14 protein-coding genes are annotated in these 23,840 nt (G+C 60.1%); 6 read left to right on the top strand and 8 right to left on the bottom strand.

Annotated features, from left to right (window positions below):
• Nucleotide 1 precedes the first annotated feature (1 nt).
• The 4 genes from EKD03_RS13005 to EKD03_RS12990 form a co-directional block, all read right to left on the bottom strand.
• A complete protein-coding gene (locus tag EKD03_RS13005; protein ID WP_129631441.1) occupies nt 2–1,363 on the bottom strand; it encodes a winged helix-turn-helix domain-containing protein in 1,362 nt (453 codons plus the stop codon).
• A gap of 2 nt (nt 1,364–1,365) precedes the next feature.
• On the bottom strand, nt 1,366–3,090 hold the full coding sequence (locus tag EKD03_RS13000; protein WP_129631438.1) for a phosphotransferase: 1,725 nt from the start codon (nt 3,088–3,090) through the stop codon (nt 1,366–1,368).
• A gap of 157 nt (nt 3,091–3,247) precedes the next feature.
• Complete coding sequence (aat, locus tag EKD03_RS12995) at nt 3,248–3,901, bottom strand: leucyl/phenylalanyl-tRNA--protein transferase (RefSeq protein ID WP_129631435.1); 654 nt, start codon at nt 3,899–3,901, stop codon at nt 3,248–3,250.
• A 22-nt stretch (nt 3,902–3,923) separates the two neighbouring features.
• On the bottom strand, nt 3,924–6,731 hold the full coding sequence (locus EKD03_RS12990) for a helicase C-terminal domain-containing protein (RefSeq protein ID WP_129631432.1): 2,808 nt from the start codon (nt 6,729–6,731) through the stop codon (nt 3,924–3,926).
• Between the two features lie 220 nt (nt 6,732–6,951).
• Between EKD03_RS12990 and EKD03_RS12985 the strand changes: the two genes are divergently transcribed.
• A complete protein-coding gene (locus EKD03_RS12985) occupies nt 6,952–9,672 on the top strand; it encodes a PAS domain-containing hybrid sensor histidine kinase/response regulator (protein WP_129631428.1) in 2,721 nt (906 codons plus the stop codon).
• A 41-nt stretch (nt 9,673–9,713) separates the two neighbouring features.
• On the opposite strand, the gene EKD03_RS12980 is transcribed toward EKD03_RS12985, so the two are convergent.
• Nucleotides 9,714–11,093: a vWA domain-containing protein gene (locus EKD03_RS12980; RefSeq protein ID WP_161569261.1), complete on the bottom strand. Its 1,380-nt coding sequence runs from the start codon at nt 11,091–11,093 to the stop codon at nt 9,714–9,716.
• 213 nt (nt 11,094–11,306) lie between these two features.
• On the opposite strand from EKD03_RS12980, the gene EKD03_RS12975 reads away from it, so the two are divergent.
• Entirely contained in the window at nt 11,307–13,358 is a 2,052-nt protein-coding gene (locus tag EKD03_RS12975; RefSeq protein WP_129631423.1) for a molybdopterin-containing oxidoreductase family protein, read from the top strand.
• Between the two features lie 28 nt (nt 13,359–13,386).
• Here EKD03_RS12975 and EKD03_RS12970 read toward each other — a convergent pair whose 3' ends face one another.
• Both EKD03_RS12970 and EKD03_RS12965 read right to left on the bottom strand, forming a co-directional pair.
• Nucleotides 13,387–14,787, bottom strand: coding sequence for an aspartate kinase (locus EKD03_RS12970; RefSeq protein ID WP_129631421.1), 1,401 nt, complete (start codon nt 14,785–14,787; stop codon nt 13,387–13,389).
• A gap of 19 nt (nt 14,788–14,806) precedes the next feature.
• A complete protein-coding gene (locus EKD03_RS12965) occupies nt 14,807–15,775 on the bottom strand; it encodes a quinone oxidoreductase family protein (RefSeq protein WP_129631419.1) in 969 nt (322 codons plus the stop codon).
• An 89-nt stretch (nt 15,776–15,864) separates the two neighbouring features.
• Here EKD03_RS12965 and EKD03_RS12960 point away from each other — a divergent pair, with 89 nt between their 5' ends.
• The 3 genes from EKD03_RS12960 to EKD03_RS12950 all read left to right on the top strand — a co-directional run bounded on the left by EKD03_RS12960 (nt 15,865) and on the right by EKD03_RS12950 (nt 19,061).
• Nucleotides 15,865–16,494, top strand: coding sequence for a class I SAM-dependent methyltransferase (locus EKD03_RS12960; RefSeq protein WP_129631417.1), 630 nt, complete (start codon nt 15,865–15,867; stop codon nt 16,492–16,494).
• Nucleotides 16,495–16,553: 59 nt separating this feature from the next.
• The gene (locus tag EKD03_RS12955; protein WP_129631415.1) at nt 16,554–17,864 is read left to right on the top strand and encodes a CpXC domain-containing protein; all 1,311 of its coding nucleotides are present in this window, start codon (nt 16,554–16,556) and stop codon (nt 17,862–17,864) included.
• 144 nt (nt 17,865–18,008) lie between these two features.
• Nucleotides 18,009–19,061 carry a glycosyltransferase family 9 protein gene (locus EKD03_RS12950; protein WP_129631413.1) on the top strand — a complete coding sequence of 351 codons (1,053 nt, stop codon included), beginning with the start codon at nt 18,009–18,011 and terminating at the stop codon, nt 19,059–19,061.
• Nucleotides 19,062–19,105: 44 nt separating this feature from the next.
• Here EKD03_RS12950 and EKD03_RS12945 read toward each other — a convergent pair whose 3' ends face one another.
• The gene (locus EKD03_RS12945; RefSeq protein WP_129631411.1) at nt 19,106–21,685 is read right to left on the bottom strand and encodes a hypothetical protein; all 2,580 of its coding nucleotides are present in this window, start codon (nt 21,683–21,685) and stop codon (nt 19,106–19,108) included.
• A 174-nt stretch (nt 21,686–21,859) separates the two neighbouring features.
• Between EKD03_RS12945 and EKD03_RS12940 the strand changes: the two genes are divergently transcribed.
• Nucleotides 21,860–23,758 carry a protein kinase domain-containing protein gene (locus EKD03_RS12940; RefSeq protein WP_129631409.1) on the top strand — a complete coding sequence of 633 codons (1,899 nt, stop codon included), beginning with the start codon at nt 21,860–21,862 and terminating at the stop codon, nt 23,756–23,758.
• Nucleotides 23,759–23,840: the final 82 nt, after the last annotated feature.

Below are 23,840 nucleotides of genomic sequence, written 5' to 3'. Positions count from 1 at the left end.
CCTAGGATGGCAGCCCCAATCGGTAGCCGCGCCCACGCGCAGTATGGATCAACTTTGGCTGATGCGGCACGAGACGTTGTAGACGCTTGGACAAGCGGCGCACCAAGACCCCAATCCGATCCGATGAGAGGTCAATCTCTGATTCATCGGGATAGACGGCCTTATAGAGTTCCTCTTCACTACACACCGTACCATAGCGTGCATAGAGATAGGCCAAGAGGACGAACTGTAGGCGCGGCAACTGATCGCCAATCTCGCGCCCATAATAGTATACCTGCTGGGTCGTAGGATTGATAGAGATCGGATCTGGCTGTGAGTCATTGGGTGTGACCGACGCAGTACGGGCAATCTCACCCGCGACAAGTGTGTCCAAGAGCGGGCTAAAGATCTGCCACCCATCGGCGTGGGGTTTGAGCAAGCCCTTGAGGCTCAGATCGGCATGATCATGGAGATCGAGCTTTCTGTGATGATGGGCCTGCCAGAGCAGATCTTGCTCTTCATCAGAGAGATCATTCCAGATCTTGAGGCACTCGTTACGCACATTCGGAGCACGCCGCATCAAGAGGCGCGGCTCGTCACTCAACGTTCCATACTCTAGCACGACCTGTACCAGAGTGCGGATGAGGCTGGGATGCCCGCCACTCAGATCAATGATGCGCTCAATCTCAGCCGGGGGGATCGTCTGCTGATAGCGGCTACTAAAGCGCACGGTCTCACGCTGCGCATCTTCATGCCGCAGAGGGGGCAAGCCCTCTTCACCCAACGAAAAGAGTTCGAGAAAGGACTCGCTCTCTTCCGCATACATATCGGGGCAGAGCGTCGGCAAGCGCTCGCGGGTCAGCGCGAGATACATCAACCGATACTTATAGCGATCACGCAGGGCGCGCAGATTACGGAGTGTGGTGGTGCTTATTTGGGGTAATAGCGCATCAAATTCATCCAGAATAATAACTAAACGGGTATAGTCGAGGGCGACATTGATCGCATTGCTACAGCGACGCAGCGCCATCGGATAGTTCCCATAGGCGGCGAGGATTGCGGCATGCTCCTCACTGATACGTTGGAGCGCCACTTCAGGCAACAGCGTGCGCAACCCCACCCGGAGCGCCACGGTCAAGCCCTCAAAGAAACCCCAACCGCTAGGTTCCGCCAACATGTTCGCATCGAGGCTACAAAAGGCTAAGGGTTCACCGTTCCCAGTGATATAGTGGGCAATCACATCAAAACGTTGAAGATGCTGGAGCATGTTGGTCTTCCCGATCCCATTGATTCCGACGATACTACAACATTCACCCGCAGCCAAGTGCTGGATGAGCGGTTCAATGATCTCGGCACGATAGGTGATTGGACGTGGATCGAGCATATTCAAAACCCTCCTATGGATGAACGACGTAGACTAGCTTGGTAGAGCGGATGCAGGCTGCCCCCCACACCACACCCGCGAGGATTGATGTGCCGCCGCAGCGGACGCGGCGCTGCTTGAACCTGATTGGGCCACGTCTCCAACTTTCGGATCTGTTCAATCACGGTGGCCGCATAGGCCGCACTCAGATAGGCCACACTCGCCAGCGGTTCGATCCGGGCCTGCGGCTGTACCCAACGCTCGCGGCCCTGATCGTACAGATTACGATACTTTAACGCGGCGAGTCCATAACCAATCAGCCCTAGATAGTATTCGTAGGGGCGTGGGCCGCCCCCCTTGACCGGCTTGAGTGCCAGTTGGCGTAGCCTCAGGATAAACTCATACGCCCGTACCAGTTCGTGATCCCGATCCAGATAGCGTTCAACATCACTGGGGTTGGTTAGGGCGGCATGCAACGCGGCCTCCAAACGGAGCACATCAACCCGGCTGCGCAGCCGGTGGCTCAGAATATGTAACTTATACTCCATCTCCAGTTTGACCAGATCAAAGACCGTATGCCCACCGGGGCGAGTCTGATCAAAATCAATCAACCATGCTGTCACGCCACCGATCCCATTGGGGCCATACTCACGCATCAGGATGTTCCCCAGGTTCAGATCGCCATGGATAATCGAGGTATGCAAGGATATGGGGGTATCGAGCAGGGTAGCATAGATCGCTAACGGGTCGGCGAGATTCTGGCCCACCAGATTCTCAACTTGGCGCAACCCATGGCGTTCAATCTGATCATACAGCAGCGTATAGCGGGTTTGTACCACCTGCGCCTCCAGTGGAGCCTCCTGAAGCAGCGCCGCCCGCACATGGGCGACGTCTTCAGCGGGGATGATTAGTTCAATCCGTGCCGCAACGGGATCGAGTGGCCGGTAGATACCGGCTGGCATCGGGTTGCCTGCCAGGAGGTGCAGGCGTAGCCGTACCAACCCGGCATCCATCGGCTGTGCCTCCACCTCCTGCAACAGCGGGTAGCCCGCACAGACCCCCAGCGTGATGCGCTGACCCAACAGGCTGCGGGCCTCTGGCTGATCAGCGCGGGCGAGGAGGCTCTTCACGGCCTGCGCATCAACACCACCGTGCCCGACACGGACATTTTTCAGACTCAACACTGGCGGCAACACGCGATTATAGAACCACCCCGGACACTGATTGGCGAATAGCCGCGCATTCATATGCCAACCATTCTGGCCGCCACTTCCTGCCAGGGTATCGGTAAACAGGTTACGAATAGCCGTCAACGCACGCTGCTGATCGGGGTGTTGCCAGAGATAATCGCGCAACGTCTGGATCGGCGCATCCACCGACCCCAAATACGCATAACTCAACGCCGCCAGCCCACCATACGCACTCGTCGCATGCAACTGGGGGCGTTCTGCGCGCGTAAAGGGTTCCACATACTGGGTGTAGTTCTGATACTCGGCAGCAATCGCAGCGGCCTGCCCAATCCGAATCGCCACCGGATGATACTCCGCACCATCGTGGGTGATCGGCTGCGCCAACACGAGACTCAACGAACTAAGCCCGGCACTACTCCCCGGCAGCGTGCGTACCCGCACCTGCGCCACATCTGGTTGCTTGGCAAAGAGATCGCCGATCAAGGTTCGCAAGTGGGCGAGATTGACGCCATCCAGCGCATGATCGAGGAATATATCAATGGCGTCTGGCGTAAGCATCGGTGTGGCGTGTCACCCAATCGTCGCAGTATGATCGTCCTACATACAAGACACCTCCCTCTTACATAATTTGTGATCGGCGTATGTTTCCCAAGGAACACACAACGTCAGGGTGGGCACATGGCCCACCCCGACGTTGTGTTCTGACGAGCACCGACTAAAAATGCACATCGAGCTTCAGCGCCTCAGCCAGAAGTGCGTGATACTCGGTACGTGGTATCTCGATCACCCCAAACTGTCGCGTCAGATTGCTGGCCATCTGCGCGTCAACCAGCACAAAACCACGTTCGCGAAGGTGCTCGATAAGGTATACCATCCCGACTTTGCTGGCGTTCTTCTCTCGATAGAACAAGCTTTCGCCAGAAAAGAAGCCACCGATACTAATCCCATATCCACCGCCAACCAGATCATCGCCATTCCAAACCTCGGTACTATGGGCATAGCCAAGGTCATGCAGTTTGGTGTATACCGCTACAAGATCGGGCGAGAGCCAGGTTGTTTCGCGTAGAGGATGGATTGCGGCGCATTCGGCAATCACCTTGCCGAATGCGCGGTTGAAGGTGACGGTGAAGTGGCCACGGTTGATGAGTTTGCGTATGTTAGTGGGGACATGAAAACGCGAATCGAGCGGGAGGATCGCACGCATCTCTGGGTCGTGCCACTGCACAATGTCGAGTCGCCCCGCCATTGGAAAGCGGCCTTGGCGATACTTGGTTAATACGGCATTCGGGGTTAACTGTTCTCGCTGGCGAAGTACGAGCGAGACGAGGTTACGCGCAATCGGACGAAGTAGCCGCTTAACACGGTGCATTATTCTGATTGCCTTTCTAAAATCACCCCTCAAAAAACCGCTTGGCTAAGCTCGGCAACTGCTTGAGTACACCGGTGCGGATACGGGTGTGGGGTAGCGAGTCGAGGAATTGTTGCCCGTACTTCTTCGAGATCACCCGCTTGTCGAGAATGACCACGATCCCACGATCTTCTCGTGAGCGGATGAGCCGCCCGAAGCCCTGCTTGAACTTCAGAATACTCAATGGGACGCTGTATTCGTTGAAGGCGTCGGTGAAGAGTTCACTGCGCGCCGCGTAGATCGGATCGGTGGGGACGGTGAAGGGCAGTTTGGTGATCACCAACACCGAGAGTGCATCCCCCACCACATCCACGCCCTCCCAGAAGCTGCTCGTGCCTAAGAGGACGGTGCGCGGAAATTCGCGGAAGCGGTCGAGGAGCGCGCGCCGTGAGCCGTCTACCCCCTGGGCTAAGACGGCGATCTCCTGCTCCTCCAAGTTCTCCTGGATGGCGGCGTAGGTCTGCTTGAGCGCACTGTTGGCGGTGAAGAGCGCTAATGTGCGCCCGCCAGTGACGGTGCAGAGATCAATCAGGCTCTGCTCGACCGATTGCTGATAGCCGCGTTGGTTGGGTTCGGCGATGTCGTTGGGGATGAAGACCAGCGCTTGTTGCTCAAAGTCGAAGGGGCTGTCGAGTTGGAGACTCTGGTAGTCGCTGATGCCGATTCGTTCGCTGATGAAGTCGAAGCTCCCCGCAATGGTCAGCGTGGCTGAGGCGAGGATCACGCTGCGCTTTTGGGTGAAGAGGTGCGCCTGCATGATCTCGGCCACATCCAGGGGCGCGGCGATCATAAAGAGGCTGTTACGGAAGCGATCATGGGTCAGCCAACAAATAGCCTCTGGGTTGCCAAAGATGATGTCCTTGGTATGTGTGCGGACTTCAAGCACAAATCGGTTCAGGATGGTGGTCTTGAGGAATAGCTCGTCATAGTTCATGAAGGCATCACGATCTATGCCGCTCAGAATGGCCTCGATCTTACCCAGACCGTCACCAATCGCCGTTAGATTGTCTAACAGGTATTGCCAGTTGACCTGGATTATCTCCCAGGTATCGCGTTGGCGGATCTGATCGGTGAGCCGCAAGCGGGAGTCGTAGGGGCTGGCTTCGGCCTCTTTGGCGATAAAGGTGTTGATCTGGCTGAAGCACTCGTCAATCGTGAGCCGCGTGCGCATGACGCTCGGCATGAGTACCCGTACCTGCTCGCTCACTTTGTCGAGTAGTGCCTGTTCGACCTGCCCCTGGCTCATCCGCATGGGTAGATCGCTCAGCAGGCCGCTCACCGCCTGGAAGCCGCCTTCTAGGTAGAGATCGTCGAGGAACTGGATCAACTTGGCCTGATCAATACTGAAACTGAGTTGATCGGTGGCCACATCCTCTAGGTTGTGGGCCTCGTCAATAATCACATGATTGTAGTCGGGCAGCACCCTCGCCGTACTGGTCAGATCGGCGAGTAAGAGCGCGTGATTGACCACCAGGATATGTGCGGTTTCGGCTTCGCGGCGCGCCTGGAAGAAGAAGCACTGCGCAAAGTGTTTGCAGCGCACCCCGATACATGTCTCACTCGTCACACTCACGCGGTTCCAGGCGGTATGCTCGCGATCAAAGAGTAGCAGTTCGGCCTTATCGCCACTGGTGGTGGTGGGGAGCCAAAGCTGAATCTTGAGCAGCGCCCGCACCTCTTCGGGGTTGAGGGCTGGGTTCTCGCGCACCTCGTGGTAGCGCTTGAGGCAGAGGTAATTGCTGCGTCCCTTGAGCAGGGCAGCCCGGAAGGGCGGATCGTCCTCCGATTCCCCGGCCATGATCTGTTGCAGATCGGGAACATCTTTGAAGAAGAGTTGGTCTTGCAGATTGATCGTGTTGGTCGAGACCACCACCCGCTCACCGCGCCGCAGTGCGTGCTGCACCGCCGGTACGAGATAAGCCCAACTCTTGCCGGTACCCGTTCCGGCCTCGACAATCAGGGCGTGGCCCTCATTGAAGGCCGCACCTACTGCACGCGCCATCTCGATCTGGGCGCTGCGCTCTTCGTAGCCGGGGAAGGCATGCCCCAATGCGCCCTCGCGACTGAAGAACTGCGCGATCTGGTCGAGATCGAGCGGGCGACTGTCGTTCGTTGGTTCCAACGTGGGCGACGCATCCATTTCCCATGTGAATCGCGAATTGGCGGGTATCAGACGTGGTTCGACAAGAACCTGTCGGGCGCGCTGCTCCAGCGCATGCTCAAAAAGGTCGCGCATGGGGAAGGGGACTTGCGTACTGATACGCACAATCTCCTTCAGTTGCTCCAGACTCAACGCTTCAATCACGCCTAAAAGGTGGTTGAAGACATGCGCCGTGACCTCGGCATCATTCAGCGCCCGGTGGTCGGCGGGGTGCGCGATCCCCAGGCGCTCCGCAATAGCACCGAGCTTATACACCGCCATCTGGGGCAGCAGGATCGTCGCCAGATCGAAGGTGTCATAGACGGGCTGACTGAAATTCATGCCCTGGGAGGTCAGCATTTTGAGATCAAAACTGATCGAATGCCCCACCAGCGGGTAACTCTTAATGAAACTCACGATCTTGCCGCCCACTTCGTTGAAGGACGGGGCATCGGCGAGATCGTCTGGCGTAATCCCGGTCAGCCGGGTGATCTTGAGTGGCAGGGGTTGGCGCGGTGCGATGAGTTGGCTAAAGCGCTCAAGGATCTCGCCACCACGAAATTTGACCGCCGCAAACTCGATGATCTCGTCTATACCGGCTTGCAGCCCGGTTGTCTCGACATCAAGGGCGACGAAGATGCGTTCTTTCATAGGGTTTGTATCTTGTGTAGGTGAGGTTCGTAGGGGTATTATACCCGCTTGTAGGGGCGAAGCATGTGGCTCCATACAATATGGATGGGTTCTGCCCTATTCGTTGGGCCACATGCCTCGCCCCTACAACACCTAATCTAGATCCCAACCTATCTATTGATACGAACATGCGCTATACTGGTTATGGAGATCTACAGGTTATCATCAGGGATGCGCTGCTATGCTCTTGTCATCCTCCGCCACAAGCCAGCCGCAGGGTGCATATCAAGATGCCCATGTTCTAACCCGCATTGCGCAACATTCGAGCAATGCGATGATTCTTACCAATCATCAGGGTCGGATCGAGTGGGTGAATGCAGGGTTTACCCGTTTGACCGGCTATGTCTTGGCGGATGTGGCGGGCCACAAGCCGGGGGATCTGCTTCAGGGGCCGGGTACCGATAAGGCCACCGTTGAGCGCATGAGTCTCGCTATTCGCCAAGGCCAGGGCTTTAGCGAAACCGTACTCAACTACAATAAAGCGGGCCAACCCTACTGGATCTCGCTCCAGGTCTCGCCTATTTTTGATGCGCAGGGCCAGTTGAGCAACTTTTTTGGTGTGGTGACGCCCATCAGTGAGCGGCGCTATTACTCGCAACTCTTCTGGCATAGCGAAACCTATTTGCGTATGGTCTTTCAGACCATGCCAGTGGTTCTGTTTGTGCTCGATCAGCAGGGTCATTTTATCCTCGGTGCAGGTAAGGGTTTGGAGTTGTTGGGCTTGAAGCCCGGCATGTTCACTGGGCAATCGGTCTTTACTATCTATGCTGATCAACCCCAGATTCTGCAAAGTATCCGCCGGGCGCTTGATGGCGAGAGCTTTGCTGTCCTCAACCAACTCAAGGATTTCTCCTTCGAGACGCGCTACCACCCCATCCGCGATGTGCAGGGGCAGGTGACTGGGGTGATCGGGGTGGCCTTCGATATTAGCTCGCGCATTCAGGTCACGATGGCGTCGCAGAATGCTAATTCGCGCCTCTCGACCCTGATTGCGAATATCCAAGCGGGGGTGCTGGTTGAGGATGATCAGTGTCGCCTGACCCTTGTCAACCAGACCTTCTGCGCCATGTTTGGCCTTGCCATTCCTCCAGAGGCGTTGATTGGGATGGATTGCCAGGATATTGCGCGCATGATCACCCCAAGCCTAGAGAATGCAGATGCCTTCTTTGCACGCTTTCACCAGATCCTTGAACAGCGCCAACCCGTCACTGGGCATATGGTGCGTATGGCCGATGGGCGCAGCCTGGAGTGTGATTTTGTGCCCGTCTTTGAGGATGAGTGCTACCATGGTCACCTCTGGCTCTATCGTGATGTGAGTGATCGTGTGCGTGATACCGCAGAGTTGGTGCATGCCAAGGATGCGGCTGAAGCAGCGACGCTGGCGAAGTCATCCTTCCTTGCGACCATGAGCCACGAGATCCGCACGCCCATGAATGCGGTGATCGGTATGACGACTCTGATGCTCGATACCGATTTGACCCGTGAGCAGCGTCAGTATGCCGAGACGATCCGTACCAGTGGTGATATGTTGGTGGCGCTGATCAATAATATCCTCGACTTCTCGAAGATTGAGTCGGGGCATATGGAGCTTGAACAGCAGCCCTTTAGTATCCATGTGTGTGTCGGAGAGGTGAATGAACTCCTTGGCCCCAAGGCGCTGGAGAAGGGTCTGGTCTTGACGGGGATGGTGAGTTCGCAGATGCCGGCGATGATTGTCGGTGACATCACCCGCGTGCGCCAGATTTTGGTGAATCTGGTCTCCAATGCGATCAAGTTTACCAATGCTGGTGAGGTGACAATACGTGTCTCGGCGCGCCCCGATGAGACCTCCAGCGGCGATCATCTGATCATCACGATGACGGTGGCAGACACCGGGATCGGTATTCCTGAGGATCGCATGGATCGCCTCTTCCGCCCCTTTAGCCAGATTGATGCGAGTACGACCCGTCGCTTTGGTGGTACTGGGCTGGGTTTGGCGATCAGCCGTCGCTTGAGTGAGTTGATGGGGGGCACGATTACGGTGCAGAGTAAGGTTGGGGTTGGCTCCTCCTTCCGCGTGACATTCCGTAGTACAGCCGTTGATCCCAACCCATCCATCATCACCACTATTCCTCGTACTGATCGCCCCAAACTGGCAAAGTTGGGCCGCCCAATGCGCGTGTTGCTCGCGGAGGATCACCAAGTCAATCAGCAGGTGGCCCTGCGTATGTTGGAGAAGATTGGCTATTATGCCGACCTCGCTTCCAATGGCAAAGAGGTGATTGCCGCCATGCACCACCGTGATTATGATGTGGTGCTGATGGATGTGCAGATGCCCGATATGGATGGCTTGGATGCTACGCGCCGTCTGCGGGCGATGTTGCCCGAATCCCGCCAACCCTACATCATCGCTGTGACAGCCAATGCGATGACGGGCGACCGTGAGGTGTGTCTGGCGGCGGGTATGGATGACTATATCAGTAAGCCGATGTTGCGCGCTGATCTTGAGGCGGCGCTGCTGCGTGCCCAGCGTGGACGCCATGCACCAACGACGACCGAAATTGCCCCTGCTGAGGAGCCGGTTCAGCTCAATCAGGATGTCTTGACGATGCTGCGGGAGAGTATGGGCAGTGCATCCGAATTTGCCAAGCTGATCGAGATCTTCTTGGAACAGGCTGAACGTGATCTGATTGCGATGCGGGCGGCATGGCCCAATGACTTGAACCAATTGGGGCGTTTGTCCCACCGCTTTAAGGGCAGTAGCCTCTCGTTGGGTGCCCAAAGTCTAGCCGCGATCTGTCAGCAGTTGGAGCAGCGTGCGCACCAGAATCTGGCCGATAATGAGACCTACGCGCTCTTTGGGGTGATCGAGGTGGAGTATCGGCGGGTGAAGGAGCGCTTGTTGCAGGTGGTAAAGGAATAAGTACGGTGCGGAACCCAATCGGTTCCGCACCGTGTGACTGCTTAACGCACCCCCACCGCTGCGGCTAACTCGCGCTGCACGATACTGACGATCAGATCATCCAGGCGCTCGACGGTGTAGGGCTGATCGCCCGCCTCAAGTGTGGTGCTCTCACCCGGCGCACCCGAACTCGCACCCTCCTGGTAGGTCAGGAAGATGAAGCCCGCCATGGTCTGCTGGGCCAGTTGGCGGAAGACATATTCCGCCGGAGCATCGGTGTTGCTGGCGGCAATCGGGTAGATCTTGACCCCGCGTGCGACAGCCTCACGCGCACCGTCCAGGTAGGTAAACTGCATCTGCTCATACGTGTGCGGGCCAGCATCGGCAACCAGGAAGACGAGGCGCACCGCCGCTTGATCGCTCCACTCCATCGTGAGCAGGGCATCCTCCAACGCGGCATCCACCGCCTCCGGGGTGTCGCCCCCGCCCATGGCCGTGAGGGCGTTTAGTTCAGCGCGGAAGGCGGCGAGGTCGGTGGTGAAGGCGACCGGGCGGGTCACATACTCATCGCCCTCGTCCTTGTAGGCTACCAACCCGTAGCGGATCTGTGGACGTGGGTTGAAGGTGTCTATGCGCTGGGCGATGCTGTCAATCGTCTCCTGGATACGGTACAACTCGTCGCCCATACTGCCGGTGGTATCGAGCAGAAAGAGCAGATCAAGGCGCAGGGTCGGATCGATCTGGACACCGCGCAGCCCGACCTCAATCGGGGCGCTGCTCCCGCGCTCGAAACTCACCTCGGCGCTGGCGTTGCCATAATTGGCCACGAGGCGGAACGTGGTGGCGTTCGGGCTAACCCCGATCACCCGTGGCAGAAAGATCGTCTCGCCACCGGCGTAGGTGCGCCCCTGGAAGACCAGTTCCTCCCCGGCGTAGATGCTGATCCGTGCATCGAGCACCGGGCGCTGGTTATCGTCAATCACGCGGATCAGGTAGCGCTCGCTGGGATCAACCTGGCGTACTTCACCCATCTGGTAGGTGCGCAGGTAGTCGAGGTAGGCGGCAAAATCGTCGTTGTCATCAATCTCGCCCGCCTTGAGGTTGGCAACTTGGCCCTGGGGGCGCGAGGCGGGGCTGGCCTCACCGAGGCCACCGTCAGTTGGGGCGGCGGCGACCTCCCCGGCAATCGGGGGCTTCTCGGCGTCGCCGCTGCTGGCATCAGTGGCGGGCAACCCCATAACGTCGGCTGGGGCGGTAGCGGCGGGGGCGGGTGGGGCGCTATTCTCACGTTCAGCACTCGATAGGCCACTACTGCCCGCGCCAGCGGCGGGGGCACTGACCGGCACAGACTGGGAGCTAGGCGCAGATCCACAGGCGGCCAGGAGCATCAGGATGAGGCTGAAGAACAGGGCCATGGATGGCAAGCGGCGGTATGGGTGCATCGGGAGCCTCCTCTGGGTGGAGAATTTGGGCATGCTGTTGGAGAGACGTGTTGCGGGCGGGGAAAGTTCCGATGCCGTTGGCTCTATGTTAAGATACCAAGAAACCCGATCATCAGGAGTAGGGGCGAAGCATCGCCCACCATAGAGCAGGGAAACCCGAATGAGGTTGGCGGGCGATGCTTCGCCCCTACGGGATGATCAAGGAGTACCCACATGACTTCCACCCAGATTCGGGGCGCGTGCCCCCACGACTGCCCCGATACATGTGCGTTGATCACCGAGGTTCATGCGGGGCGTGCGGTCGCTCTGCGTGGTGACCCGGCCCACCCGATGACTCAGGGTTGGTTGTGTGCCAAGGTGCGCCCCTACTTGGAACGGGTCTATAGTACTGAGCGCGTGTTACACCCGCTGCGCCGGGTTGGCCCGAAGGGCGGCGATCAGTGGGAGCGTATCTCCTGGGCGGCGGCGCTGGCCGAGATTGCCGAGCGCTGGCAGGCGATCATCGCTACCCACGGCGCGGCGGCGATTCTGCCCTACTCCTATAGTGGGACGCTCGGTTTGGTGCAGATGGGGGTGTGTGACGAACGCCTCTGGAATCGGATGGGGGCCAGCGGGCTGGATCGCACGATCTGCTGTAGCGCTTCGCATGTCGCGGTGCCGGCGACCTTGGGGGTGCGCCACGGCCCCGACCCGCGTGAGGTGCTGAAGAGTAAGTTGGTTATTCTCTGGGGGAACAATCCGGCCACGTCTGGCCCGCACTTCATGCCGCTGCTGCGTGCGGCCCAGCGCCAGGGCACCTACGTGGTGGTGGTAGACCCGCGCCGCAGTCTGACCGCCCAGCATGCCGATCTCTTCCTCCAGATTCGGCCCGCAACCGATGCGGCGCTGGCCTTGGGGTTGATGCATGTCATCTTTGCCGAGGGTTTGCAGGATCAGGCGTGGCTGGCGGCGCACACCCACGGCTGGCGCGAGCTTCAGGATCGTGCCGCGCTCTACCCGCCGGAGCGCGTGGCTGCCCTGACTGGCCTGGAGTCTGAGGTGATCGTTGATCTGGCGCGGCGCTATGCCACCACCAAACCGGCCATGCTCAAGTTCGCCGATGGCATTCAACGCCATACGAATGGCGGCCAAGCAGTACGGGCGCTCTGTTGCCTGCCCGCCCTGGTCGGGCAGTATGGGGTTCCTGGTGGCGGGCTGAACTACAGCACCAGTGGCTATGTCAAATGGGCGAGCGCGGCGGTCGGTCATGCCCATGAATGCCCGCCTAGCCCGCGCAGCATCAACATGAACCGCCTGGGGGCGGTACTGACCGGGGAGGTGCAAGATCCGCCGATCATGGGGCTGTATGTCTACGGAGCCAACCCGGTGGCCTCGGCTCCCAACGCGGGCCTGATCGTGCGCGGCTTGCTGCGCGAGGATCTCTTCACCGTCGTGCATGAGCAGTTCATGAGCGACACCGCCCGCTATGCCGATATTGTCCTGCCCGCCACGACCCAACTTGAGCAGGTAGACCTGCACCGCCCGTATGGCCACCGCCATCTGCAATACAACCATGCCGCGATTGCGCCGCTGGGCGAGGCGCACAGCAATTGGGACACCATGCGTGCCCTGGCACAGGCGATGGGCTACACCGAGCCGTGGCTGCACGCGAGTGCCGAAGAGGTGATCGCCGAGATCCTGGAGGCGAGTCGCCCGCACAACCCGCAACTAACCGGCATCACCCTGGAGCAGTTGCAGCGTGAGGGCACTGTGGCGCTGCACTTTACCGAAGAGAACTTCACCCCGTATGCGGATCTGCGCTTTCCCACGCCATCGGGCAAGGTGGAGCTGCTCTGTGCGGCGATGGCGCAGCACGGGGTTGACCCGCTCCCCGACCATGTGCCGGTGGCGGAGTTGGATGGCACGGGGCTGATTCTGATCTCAGCCGGGGCGCACCACTTTGTGAGTAGTACCTTTGGCAACCAGCCCAGCCTCCGCAACAAGCAGGGCGAGCCACGCATCGAACTCAACCCGCAGGATGCGGTGGTGCGCGGGATCAGTGACGGCGATCCGGTGCGGGTCGTGAATGCCCGTGGCGACTGTCTGCTGCGGGCGCAGATCAGCAGCGATGTGCCGCCGGGGGTGGCGGTGGCGCTCAAGGGCCACTGGCCCAGCCACTCGCCAGAGGGTCGCAACATCAACTGGACCACCTCGGATGATCTGGCCGATCTGGGCGGCGGGGCGGTGTTTCATTCTAATCGGGTCGAGGTGGTGCGGTTGGGGTAGAGACGCATAATTATGCGTCTCTACGGATTCATAATGCAAAACTGCGATGAATCGCCCGTACCGCCGCATCCCCATCGGTGGCGGAGACCACCAACGAAATGTTGTTCTCGGTGCTGCCCTGAGCAATCGCGATCACATTGATCTTCGCCTCGCCCATTGCCCCGAAGACCTGCCCGGCAATACCGGGTGTTCCGCGCATGCCCGATCCGACCACGGCGATGATCATGACCGAGTCCTTCACCTCGATATGCTCGACATTATGGGCCGAGAACTCGCTCTCTAATTCTTTGCGCAGTTCGGCTACCGCCGCCGAAGTTTCGGCCAGGGGCACGGCGAGGCAGACGCTCTGCTCGCTGCTGGCCTGCGAGATGAGCAGGATGTTGGCTTTGGCGCGTGCCACAGCGGTAAAGATGCGCGCCGCCACCCCAGAGAGACCGAGCATCCCCGGCCCGCCCACGGTGATCATGCTCACCTCTTTGATCGCCGTCACTGCACGAGCGGTACGATCCCCCCGTCCCTCACCGATCAGCGTACCGGGGTGTGTGGGGTTGAAGGTGTTGCGGATGCGAATCGGAATGTTGCGCTGCACCAACGGCAATACCGTCTTGGGATGCAGGACATTCGCCCCATAGTAGGCCAATTCGGCCATCTCGCTATAGGAGAGCACGCGCAGCGAACGCGCTTCGGGCACCACCTTGGGGTTGGCGGTCAGCACGCCATCCACCTCTTTCCAGAACCAGACCTCGTTGGCATCGAGGCATGACCCCAGGATGGAACAGGAATAGTCGCTCCCGCCCCGGCCCAAGGTGGTCGGCACCCCGGCGCGTGTTGCCCCGATGAACCCGGTAACCACCGGCACGACCCCTGCTTCGAGGAGGGGGAGAAGCCGCTTGCGGGTGCGCTCGGTGGTCTCCTCCATCAGCGGCGAGGCCGCACCGTAGCGATCATCGGTAATGATCAATTCGGTGGCATCAATCGCCTCGGCGGGCACCCCGGCGGCGCGCAGGGCGGTGGCGATGAGGCGCGCATTGAGCCGTTCACCCAGGCCACTGAAGAGATCGAGCGCACGCGGCGTCAGTTCGCCCAGCACCGCAATACTGCGCGAAAGATTGCTCAGATAATCGAGCATCGTGCGAATCTCTGGCTCCAGCGCCGCACATGCAGCAGGCGGGGCCAACTCAGCCGCAGCACGCATATGAAGATCGAGCAGGCGCGGAGCCACATGGGCCGTCGCATTCCCATCGCCTTGCGCCGCCGCATGGGCCGCCGCAATCAGCGTATCGGTCGTCCGTAGGTCGGGGGCATTCATCGCCGACACCACAACCACCACCTCGTGGTCCTGGCGACTCTCGTTGACAATAGCGGCGACCTGTCGGATTGCATCGGCGCTGCCGACCGAGGTACCGCCAAACTTCATCACAACGCGCATAACTGGTTGACCCTATGGTTTAAGGAATGATCAAGACTTTGCCCGCCGTCTCGCGGCCTTCAAGGGCGCGATGGGCGTCGGCGGCGTCCGCGAGTGGGAAGCGGCGATCAACACGCACCTGAAGTTCGCCCTGGGCGATCCAGGTGAAGAGATCGGTCGCCCGCCATGCCAACTCCTCTGGCGTGGCGATGTAGTGCCAGAGCATGGGCCGGGTGAGGAAGATCGAGCCTTTGGCACTTAGCACGAGCGGGCTGGTGGGCGGCACTGCCCCACTCGCATTGCCAAAACTGACCAGCATCCCACGTGGGCGCAGGCTATCCAGGCTGCCCTCCCAGGTATCCTTACCGACCGAGTCGTAGACGACATCCACGCCGCGCCCGGCGGTCAGTTCACGCACGCGGGGGGCAAACGGCTCCTCGCGGTAGAAAATGACCTCATCGGCCCCGGCGGTGCGCGCCAACTCGGCTTTGGCCGCCGAACCCACCGTGGCGATCACCCGCGCCCCAATACGGTGCGCCAGTTGCACCAGCAGCAAGCCCACGCCACCCGCCGCCGCGTGGATCAAGCAGGTCTCGCCCGCTTTAAGCGGATAGGTGCTAAAGACGAGGTAGTGCGCGGTCATTCCCTGAAGCATCACCGCCGCCGCCAGGTCAAGATCCACCGCAGCGGGAACATGCACCAACTTCTCGGCGGGAATCAGCGCATACTCAGCATAGCCGCCCAGACCCGCCGCCGTTGCCACACGATCCCCAACCGCCACGCCGTTCACCCCCGCACCGATGGCATCCACCGTGCCAGCAAACTCACTCCCAGGGATGTAGGGCAGCGACAGCGGATAAAGCCCGCTACGATGATACGTCTCGATATAGTTAAGCCCCGTAGCAACTACCTTCACCCGTACCTGACCCGGTTCCGGATCAGGGCGATCAATCTCATCAACACGCAACACCTCTGGCCCACCCGTCTCGTGGAAGCGGATTGCTCGCATAGCTCTCTTCCTCCCTTGCGCCGCGAGAAAACCTGAGCCTATACTATAACAGGAATTTGCTTCGGGGTAGAAAGGTGAAGGAGCATCCATTGTTTGGTGAACACCATTTTCCCACCACCTACTTCCGCCGCTACGATGAGGGTGACGACCGCGATTTCTACCGTTACCCGCGCCTCACTGCCCACATTGATGAGCCTGCCCAACGTGCCTTGGGCCAGATCTTCCACGAAGAGATCCCCGCTTCCGCCCACATCTTCGATCTGATGAGTAGTTATCATACCCACCTCCCCAGCGATCTGACGCGGAAATGGGTGGTTGGATTGGGCCTCAACGAGGAGGAGTTGCGTCAAAACACGCAACTCAACGAGTACATCATCCACGACCTGAATAACGAACCCCATCTTCCCTTTGCCGACGCCAGCTTCGACGCCGCTCTGTGTACTGTCTCGGTACAGTACCTCACCCGCCCCATTGAGGTCTTTATTGAAGTTGGGCGGATTCTCAAACCAGGGGCACCCTTTATTGTCAGTTTCTCCAACCGTTGTTTTCCCAGTAAAGCCGTGCATGTCTGGGTGGGTACCAGCGACGCGCAGCATATGACCTTAGTGAAACAATACTTCAGCTATGCCGGGTGCTTCGATGCTATTCGTGGTTTAGATCGTTCACCCTGTCGCTGGCTGAGTGATCCGCTCTTTGCGGTTATCGGGAGAAGAGGCTAGATCGCGATCTCTGGTATAATCCGGCGATAATCGTCACCCATCATCTAGCGGAGACTGACATGCCTGCTGTCGCCCCTCAACCGGTGCAACTCAATTGCCCCGCATGTGGCAATCCCTTTCGCACCGCCGTCTATACCTTGATTGATGTAACGCAGCAACCCGAACTCAAGCAGGCGCTCCTCAGCGGTCAGTTGAATATGGCCGTTTGCCCCAATTGTCAGACCGCCAGTATGCTGGGGGCACCGATCTTCTATCACGATGCCACCAAGCAACTCTGTCTGGTCTATTTCCCCCAAGAGATGAAGAGTTCACCGGCTGAACAAGAGCGTTTTGTGAGTGATGCAACCAGCTTTGTGATGCAGTCGCTCCCCCAAAATGCCCCGCGTGTACATCTGCTCAATCCGCGCCACTTCCTGACTCTGCCCTCGTTGTTGGACACGATTCTCGAAGCTGACGGTATCTCTCGCGAGATGCTCGAAGCCCAGCGCCGCCGGGTGGATCTGATCAGCGAACTGGCCGGGGCACTCGCCACTGGCTCTGGCTTCTCCGAGTTGGTAGACGCCCACCGCACCGAACTGAACGAGGAGTTCTTCACGACCCTCAACGCCTTCATCGGCGCAACCCCGCCGAGTCAGGCCGACTCGCGGATGTTGTTGGAGGCGGTGCGCGACCACCTCGCCGAAGAGTTGGGTGGCCTCGATGGCTCCGCCGCTGAGGATGCCGAACTGGCCGAGGTGATCGCACGGCTGGCGAGCGCCCCCGAAGAGGATCTCGAAGAGAACGTCGCCCAGTTGCGCGGCTACATTGACTATGACTTCTTCGAGGTCTGGACGCAGCAGATCGAAGCGCTCGAACTGGCCGGGGATACGGTGGAGGTGGAGCGGCTCACCGTACGCCGCACCCGCGTCCTAGAGATTGTCGAGGATCTCGACCGCCAAGCCCAGGAGATGTTTGAGGCTGGGAGCAAGGTCTTAGAACTGGTACTCTCGGCTGAAGATCCATTTGCGGCCCTCCACACCAACGCCGATCAGGTCAACGAAGCCTTCCTGATGGTACTCTCGGCCAACGTCGGTGCCGCCCAGCGCGCCGGACATGAGCAGGCCGTGGCGCTGCTTGATCGTCTCGCCGAAGAGGCGGTGACGATCATCCAGGATCGGCTCTCGCCCCAGGAGCGCTTCATCAACGAACTGATGCTGGCCGAAACGCCTCAGGCGGCGACCAAGCTGCTGCGCAAGAACGTGGCCATGATCACGTCCGATCTCGTCACGCAGCTCAATGCGTTGGCCGATCAAGAAGAGAAGCGCAACAACAAAGCCTCTAGTGATCGGCTGCGCCAACTGGCCCGCGAGTCGGGCGCGATGCTGTTTTAGGCAGATCGGCCCTCACCCCCAGCCCCTCTCCCTTGATGGGAGAGGGGAGATTCCGCAGCGTGATGCGCCTACTCCCCCCTCGCCTGTGGGCGTAGCCCACGGGCGAGGGGGGCTGGGGGGGGTGAGGGCCGCCAGAGGTTCCCCATGCCACCCACCCGCGTTTTGGTGATCAAGCCCGATGCACTCGGTGATCTGCTGCTGGCAACCCCGGCATTGGGGCAGTTGCGCCAGGGCTTGCCGCATGCCCACATCAGCGCGGTGGTCGGCCCGTGGTCGCGCATGATCTGGGCCACCCATCCAGCCCTCAACACCCTGCATACGCTAGAGTTCCCCGGCTTTGCACGCACCATTGGCCCACGGCGGCGTCTGCGGCCCTACGGGATGCTGCTGCGCTACGCAGCGGTGCTGCGCCGCATGCACTACGATGCCGCGCTGCTCTTCCGCGACGACCACTGGTGGGGGGCAATGCTGATCGCCCTGGCCGGGATTCCCATCCGCATCGGCCATGCCCACCCGCGTTGTGCGCCCTTCCTCACCCACGCACTGCCCTACGATCCCAAGGCGCATGTAAGCCGCCAGAGTTTGGCGGTGGTGGCGGCCTTGTTGGGGCACGTTGCCAGTGATGCACCACCGACCTTCTTTGATCCGGGGGCGGCGGCCAGTGCGTGGGCCGCACAGTGGTGCGCCACCAACCTGACCAATGCGCCCTTCGTGGTCATCCACCCAGGGGCCAGCGGGCCAACCAAGGCGTGGCCACCGGAACGCTGGGTCGCCGTGGGGCATGCGCTGGCCTCACGCGGCTGGCGGATCGTACTGAGCGGCGGCCCCGACGAGGTCGAACTGGCACGGCGCGTGGCAGCACAACACCCCCCGGCGCTCAACCTGGCCGGAGCTACCAACATCCCTCAACTGGCCGCAATTCTGGCCCGTGCCCACCTGATGATCGGCGGTGATACCGGCCCCCTACACCTCGCGGTCAGCCAGGGCTGCCCCAGCATTCACCTCTTTGGCCCCAGCGACCCCGGACGCTTCGGGCCGTGGGGCGATCCGGCGCGCCATCGGGTGGTGACGGCGGGTTTGGCGTGTAGCCCGTGCAGCCAATTCCAGACATGCCCGCGCCATACCGATCCATCCGAGTGTATGCAGAAGATCGGCGTGGACGAGATCGTGCGCATGGCGCTAGACATGCTACGCTGAGAGCTTCCGGGAAGCTGAAAGCTTCCCGGAAGCTCGGCTACGTGTTAATCCTCCGCCGGTTGCACCACCCCATCGGGGAAGAGTTCACCCTCGGCGGTGATCGCCAGCGTCGCCTGACAAACCCGCGTCTCGCTGGTGGGCGGGCTATCATCAATGCTCGCCACCTCTACCTTAATCGTCAGATCGATATCGAAGGTGCCCTTCCCCTCGGTGAGCCGCCACATGGGCGTGGTTGCTACCCCAAGGTTGTCCTGGTAGGTCAACTTCTGGAAGCGTACCTCACTCCCAAACGAGCCACTGATGTTGATGCCCAAACACCCAGTCAGCATGGTCACGGCGAGCAGGCTCATCAGGATGGCCGCGCCACGGCGGCGGCGGCGCATGAAGAAGAGCGCGAGGCCAGTCGGCAGGGTCAGGGCTACGGCGACGCCTGCGCCGTTAGCCTGGGAGCCAGGGGCTGCACCACTCGTAGTAGCTGGCGGGATGCTGAGTTCCAGATCGGCAAGGAATTCCTTATCCTTGAGCGTGATCGTCGAGACATAGGTGATGTCGGGATCAGTGGGTTCGGTCTTCAGGCTGGCCCCCGGATCAAACACAAACTCCAACTCACCGGGGCGATTGGGGTTAGCCGCATGGTAGGAACCCTTTGGGGCGACCAGGGTTGTCAACTGGAGCAGCGTATCCGAATCGGTCAGTTCTGCGCTGCTATCATCTTCAGGGTCATCGCTGGGGCAGTTCATCGAAACGATGTTTGCGCTTTTGACGCTAAACACCCAGTCGCCTTCGAGCTTGATTGGCTCGACCTTGGCCTTGAAGGTGGTTGCGGTCTCGCGGGCAATTGCCACCAACCGCACTTGTGGCTCGCCGATCCCATCGTGGATGGGGGCGATCACCAGTTTGCTCGCGCCGGTGTGGTGCTGCGGCTCGCCACCATTGATACTGTAGTAGACTTCCACCCCCGCCTCGACCGTCAGCATCACCGGCTGGCCGGAGGGGCGTTGCTTCATCAGCGGTGCGCTGCCATCCAGGCCACTGCGGATCATCAAGGGGTAGACACTATCCGGCTGCATCGAGGCTTCTATCGTTCCCGTCTTGACCACCTGGGGTGGGTAACTGGTTGTATCGAGGACAAACGGCGCACTCTTGTCCTCAATCACCCCCACGTAGTCGCCGATGGGTGCGCCAGTACTAAAGGCACTCACGGTATCGGCATAGCCATCGAGCTTGCCGGTGAGGATGTAGCGCGCATAGCGATCCAGGTTGGTCCGCAGCGTGGCGCGCTTGTCGCTCTCTTGCATGGGGTAGGTACCCGCATTCACCGCCGCAACAAAGCTCTCCATTGTCAACGGGCAGCCGCTGGAGCAGATATTCGCCCGTAGCAACTGCGCATGCAGATACTGTTCACTCGACGCCCACTGGTAGGGTGAGAGTTGATAGATCAGGGTTTTATTGTCATTCAGCGTCGAGCGGCCATAGAAGTTGGCGGCAAAATCGGCGGCGGCGGGGTCGGCGATGAAGACGCCCACCTCGGCGACGCTCTCCAGCCACCAACGCAGATCGCCATTCACGAAGCCCCACAGCATGGCGTAGTTCTCGTCCTCAACCCAGTGCATCAGTTCGTGCCACAGGCTATAACGGCTCTCGGCACCCCCGATCTGGCCCGCAGCGTCGGCCCCGATCCGCACGCGGCCCAAGGTCGAGTTGTAGGTGGGGGTTGTATCACCGGCAATGATCGCAATCTGCACCGGGCTGAGGCCGGAGATCTTAGCGGCGGTGAAGCCCGCAGCGGCCAAACGGCGCATGCCCTCTTCGGTGGCGGCGATCACCGCATCGGCGGTCTCGGTCGTGATCAGGCCGGCGCGACCCCAGGCCACCTGTACCGAGCCGGAGGCGTTGCGGCGGCAGGTGCTCAGTTCAACCGGAATATCGCCATAGACGATACAGTTGCGGTTGCCACTATTCTGGGCGTGGGCCACGCTCACCCCACTGATCTGATCCCAGAGCGGCACCGCCGCATTGCGCGGGCCAATCACGAAGTAGTGGCTCGTCCCAGCGGTCGCCATCGGGTCGCCCTCCAGATCGGGCGGGCTGGCGGATGGCACGCGCACCGGGATGCTCAAGAAGCCATCTTCTGGCTCTACTTCATACACAAAGAGGTAGAGCCCATCAACCAAGACCGCCACCCGCGAGTCGGGGCTGGTGGCGGGGAGGCGTAGCTCTACTGGCAGGCGCGAGTCGCTCTCCCCACTCATCTGAAGGGTGTAGAAGGGCGTCTCGCGCTGCACCACCTGATCAAGTTGCTCTACAATCGTGCCCCTCGCCTCGACCACGGCCAGTTCGAGGTTGCCAGCACCTTCGACGGCCTCCGCCGGTAGTGCGACCTCAGCGCCCGCGACGACCTGGGTTTCGCCATCGGCGGCGGCGCTGATACGCTCCTGTTCAGTGAAGGTGGCGGGTTCGGGCGGCGCGAGGGTGGCGGTCGGTGCGGCGGGCGCAGCCGTATTCGTTGCGGGGTTCTCGCCAGTGGTTGGCGGGCCATTATTGCCACACGCGGCCAGCAACAGGCTGAAGACGAGTACGAGGCTGAAGATGCCGGGTGAGGCGGAGAGAAGACGCCGGTTCATAGGGAACCTCCGTTCTTGGTGTTGGGATGCGAGGGTAGGCGATGCCCACATGCCGGGGGAGCACGAAGTGTCTGATTATTGTAGATCCGCATCTACCCTCACGCGGACACAAGATCGTCACCACGGGTGATAGTTCTACCACCAGAGTCGCACCAACGGTGTATACTAAAAGCAATGAGCACACATGCTACTCCTGTGCGCCCCGAGCGCAAGCCGGTTGGCGAACCGAATGCCTCCTACGAGATGCGCAACTATCGTCTGCACGAGCGGATCGGGCAGGAGGAGTTGGCGACGGTCTACCGTGCCAGCCACCTGACCCTTGATCGTCCGGTGCAGGTACATATTCTGCGGCGTCAGGATTGGATTTCGAGTAGCCGCTTCCAACTCGCGGCACGCCTTGCGGCGCGGCTCGCGCACCCCAACTTGCTGCCGGTGATTGACGCAGGCCACGACGAGAAGTATGGGGACTATCTGGTGACCCCGCAGACCGACGGGCGCCCACTGGCGGTGTTGTTGGCCAGCGGCTCGTTGGAGGTGATGCTCGCGCTGCGCGTGGTTGCCCAGATCGCCGCTGCCCTCGATGATCTCCACCAGCAGCAGATCTTCCACCGCGATGTGCAACCGGCGAACATCCTCGTCACCGCCCAGGGCGTGGCCTACCTCTTCAACCTGAGCCTTGCGGCCAGCCCTGATACGCCCGATCTGAGCAGTATTGATGAGGCCGACTACCTGACGCCCTATTCCGCACCGGAACAGCGTTTGGCGCAGGGTGAAGCCGGAGCGGCGCTGGATGTCTATAGCCTAGGGGCGGTGGCGTATCACATGCTCAGTGGTGAAGTGCCACCCGCACCGGGCAGCCCACTCCCCAGCCTCGCCGCCCGCGATCCCAGCCTCGCCCCCGCAGATCGCGTACTCCAACGCATGCTTGCGACCCACCCCGAAGCACGCTTTCCGAGTGCCGGAGCCGCCGCGAGTGCGCTGCGCCAAGCCCTGCGTAGCCATATTGATCTGGCTACCACCGATATGGAGGAGTCGCGCTGGGAGACGAGTGCCGAGTGGCTAGAGAACCCGCTGGAGACGGCGCTCGGCGATCAGCTCGATGCCAGTTTCAAGGAGTATCTGGCCCGCTCGCGTAAGCGCGCCGACGAGTTGCACCGCCGCGATGTCATCCGTCGCCACCTCAATCGCTGGAGCCGCGATGGCTTCTTCCGCCGCCGTGCCCTCGGCCAACTCGTCCAGCCCGAACAGATCGTCAGCTACAACATCTACTTCTATGAACTGCGTACCCTCTATGAGTCACGTAGTGCCCCTGAAGCTCGTATCCGCCCGCAGAAACCCGATGAACGCCCCTCGCTCCAGGCCACGCCTGATGTCTGGAGTGTCGAGGTGCCCACCCGCGATCCCTTTGAGACTGTCGCTGCGAAGATCATCCCATTACCCAACTCGATCAGTATCATCAGTTGTACTGCATGCGGTGGTGCCGGTGAGCAACCCTGTAAGGTGTGCCAGGGTAAGGGCACAGTCAATAAGGTGCGTAAGGTGAGTCATCCCGACCGCAGCGTGACGGAAGAGTCGGTGACGAGCGAATGTCCAAGTTGTCGTGGCTATCCTAACCAGAAGTGTCCGGCATGCGAAGGCACTGGTAATCAGGCTAAGGAGCAGGTCTTTACCTATGCCCGTCGCGCCAAAGAGTGGCAAAATAGCGATGATATTGAAGATCTGCCCCAACTGGCGGTCAAGAAACGGATCGAATCGGTCTATAGTGCGCGGATTGATCCCTATGCCGGCCAGTGGTACAGTGTCGCCCCCCTCGCTGATATGCTCAAAAAAGCGGTCGAAGATGCCGGTGATGATACGCGCCTCATTGCGGCAGAACTGAAGATCCGTGGGACAACCATTACCGAGATGGATTTCCTACTTGAAGAGAAACCGCAGCGTATCTACTTGGTTGGTTTCGATAATGAACTCTTTGGTGATTGGTCGCTCTTCAACCCCGAACGCATGGCGCTGGCCGGTTTGGCGGCATTTTTGACCCTCTTATTTGTGATTGTCCTCATTCTTGCGTTCTTATAACGATAATCAATTTCACATTTAAGGGTAACTGTTCACACTTGGGGTAAAAGAAACCTCTGGTTGACGCAAAGGCGCAAAGACG

This window comes from Candidatus Oscillochloris fontis (genome assembly GCF_004138135.1).
Classification (GTDB): Bacteria; Chloroflexota; Chloroflexia; order Chloroflexales; family Chloroflexaceae; genus Oscillochloris; species Oscillochloris fontis.
The sequence above is the reverse complement of the archived record's forward strand: the minus strand, read 5'-3'. Positions and strand labels throughout refer to the sequence as shown.

Coding starts and splice junctions, on each gene's coding strand:
- EKD03_RS13005 (WP_129631441.1), bottom strand. CDS start 1,363: ATGCTCGATCCACGTCCAATCACCTATCGTGCCGAGATCATTGAACCG.
- EKD03_RS13000 (WP_129631438.1), bottom strand. CDS start 3,090: ATGCTTACGCCAGACGCCATTGATATATTCCTCGATCATGCGCTGGAT.
- aat (WP_129631435.1), bottom strand. CDS start 3,901: ATGCACCGTGTTAAGCGGCTACTTCGTCCGATTGCGCGTAACCTCGTC.
- EKD03_RS12990 (WP_129631432.1), bottom strand. CDS start 6,731: ATGAAAGAACGCATCTTCGTCGCCCTTGATGTCGAGACAACCGGGCTG.
- EKD03_RS12985 (WP_129631428.1), top strand. CDS start 6,952: ATGCTCTTGTCATCCTCCGCCACAAGCCAGCCGCAGGGTGCATATCAA.
- EKD03_RS12980 (WP_161569261.1), bottom strand. CDS start 11,093: ATGCACCCATACCGCCGCTTGCCATCCATGGCCCTGTTCTTCAGCCTC.
- EKD03_RS12975 (WP_129631423.1), top strand. CDS start 11,307: ATGACTTCCACCCAGATTCGGGGCGCGTGCCCCCACGACTGCCCCGAT.
- EKD03_RS12970 (WP_129631421.1), bottom strand. CDS start 14,787: ATGCGCGTTGTGATGAAGTTTGGCGGTACCTCGGTCGGCAGCGCCGAT.
- EKD03_RS12965 (WP_129631419.1), bottom strand. CDS start 15,775: ATGCGAGCAATCCGCTTCCACGAGACGGGTGGGCCAGAGGTGTTGCGT.
- EKD03_RS12955 (WP_129631415.1), top strand. CDS start 16,554: ATGCCTGCTGTCGCCCCTCAACCGGTGCAACTCAATTGCCCCGCATGT.
- EKD03_RS12950 (WP_129631413.1), top strand. CDS start 18,009: ATGCCACCCACCCGCGTTTTGGTGATCAAGCCCGATGCACTCGGTGAT.
- EKD03_RS12945 (WP_129631411.1), bottom strand. CDS start 21,685: ATGAACCGGCGTCTTCTCTCCGCCTCACCCGGCATCTTCAGCCTCGTA.
- EKD03_RS12940 (WP_129631409.1), top strand. CDS start 21,860: ATGAGCACACATGCTACTCCTGTGCGCCCCGAGCGCAAGCCGGTTGGC.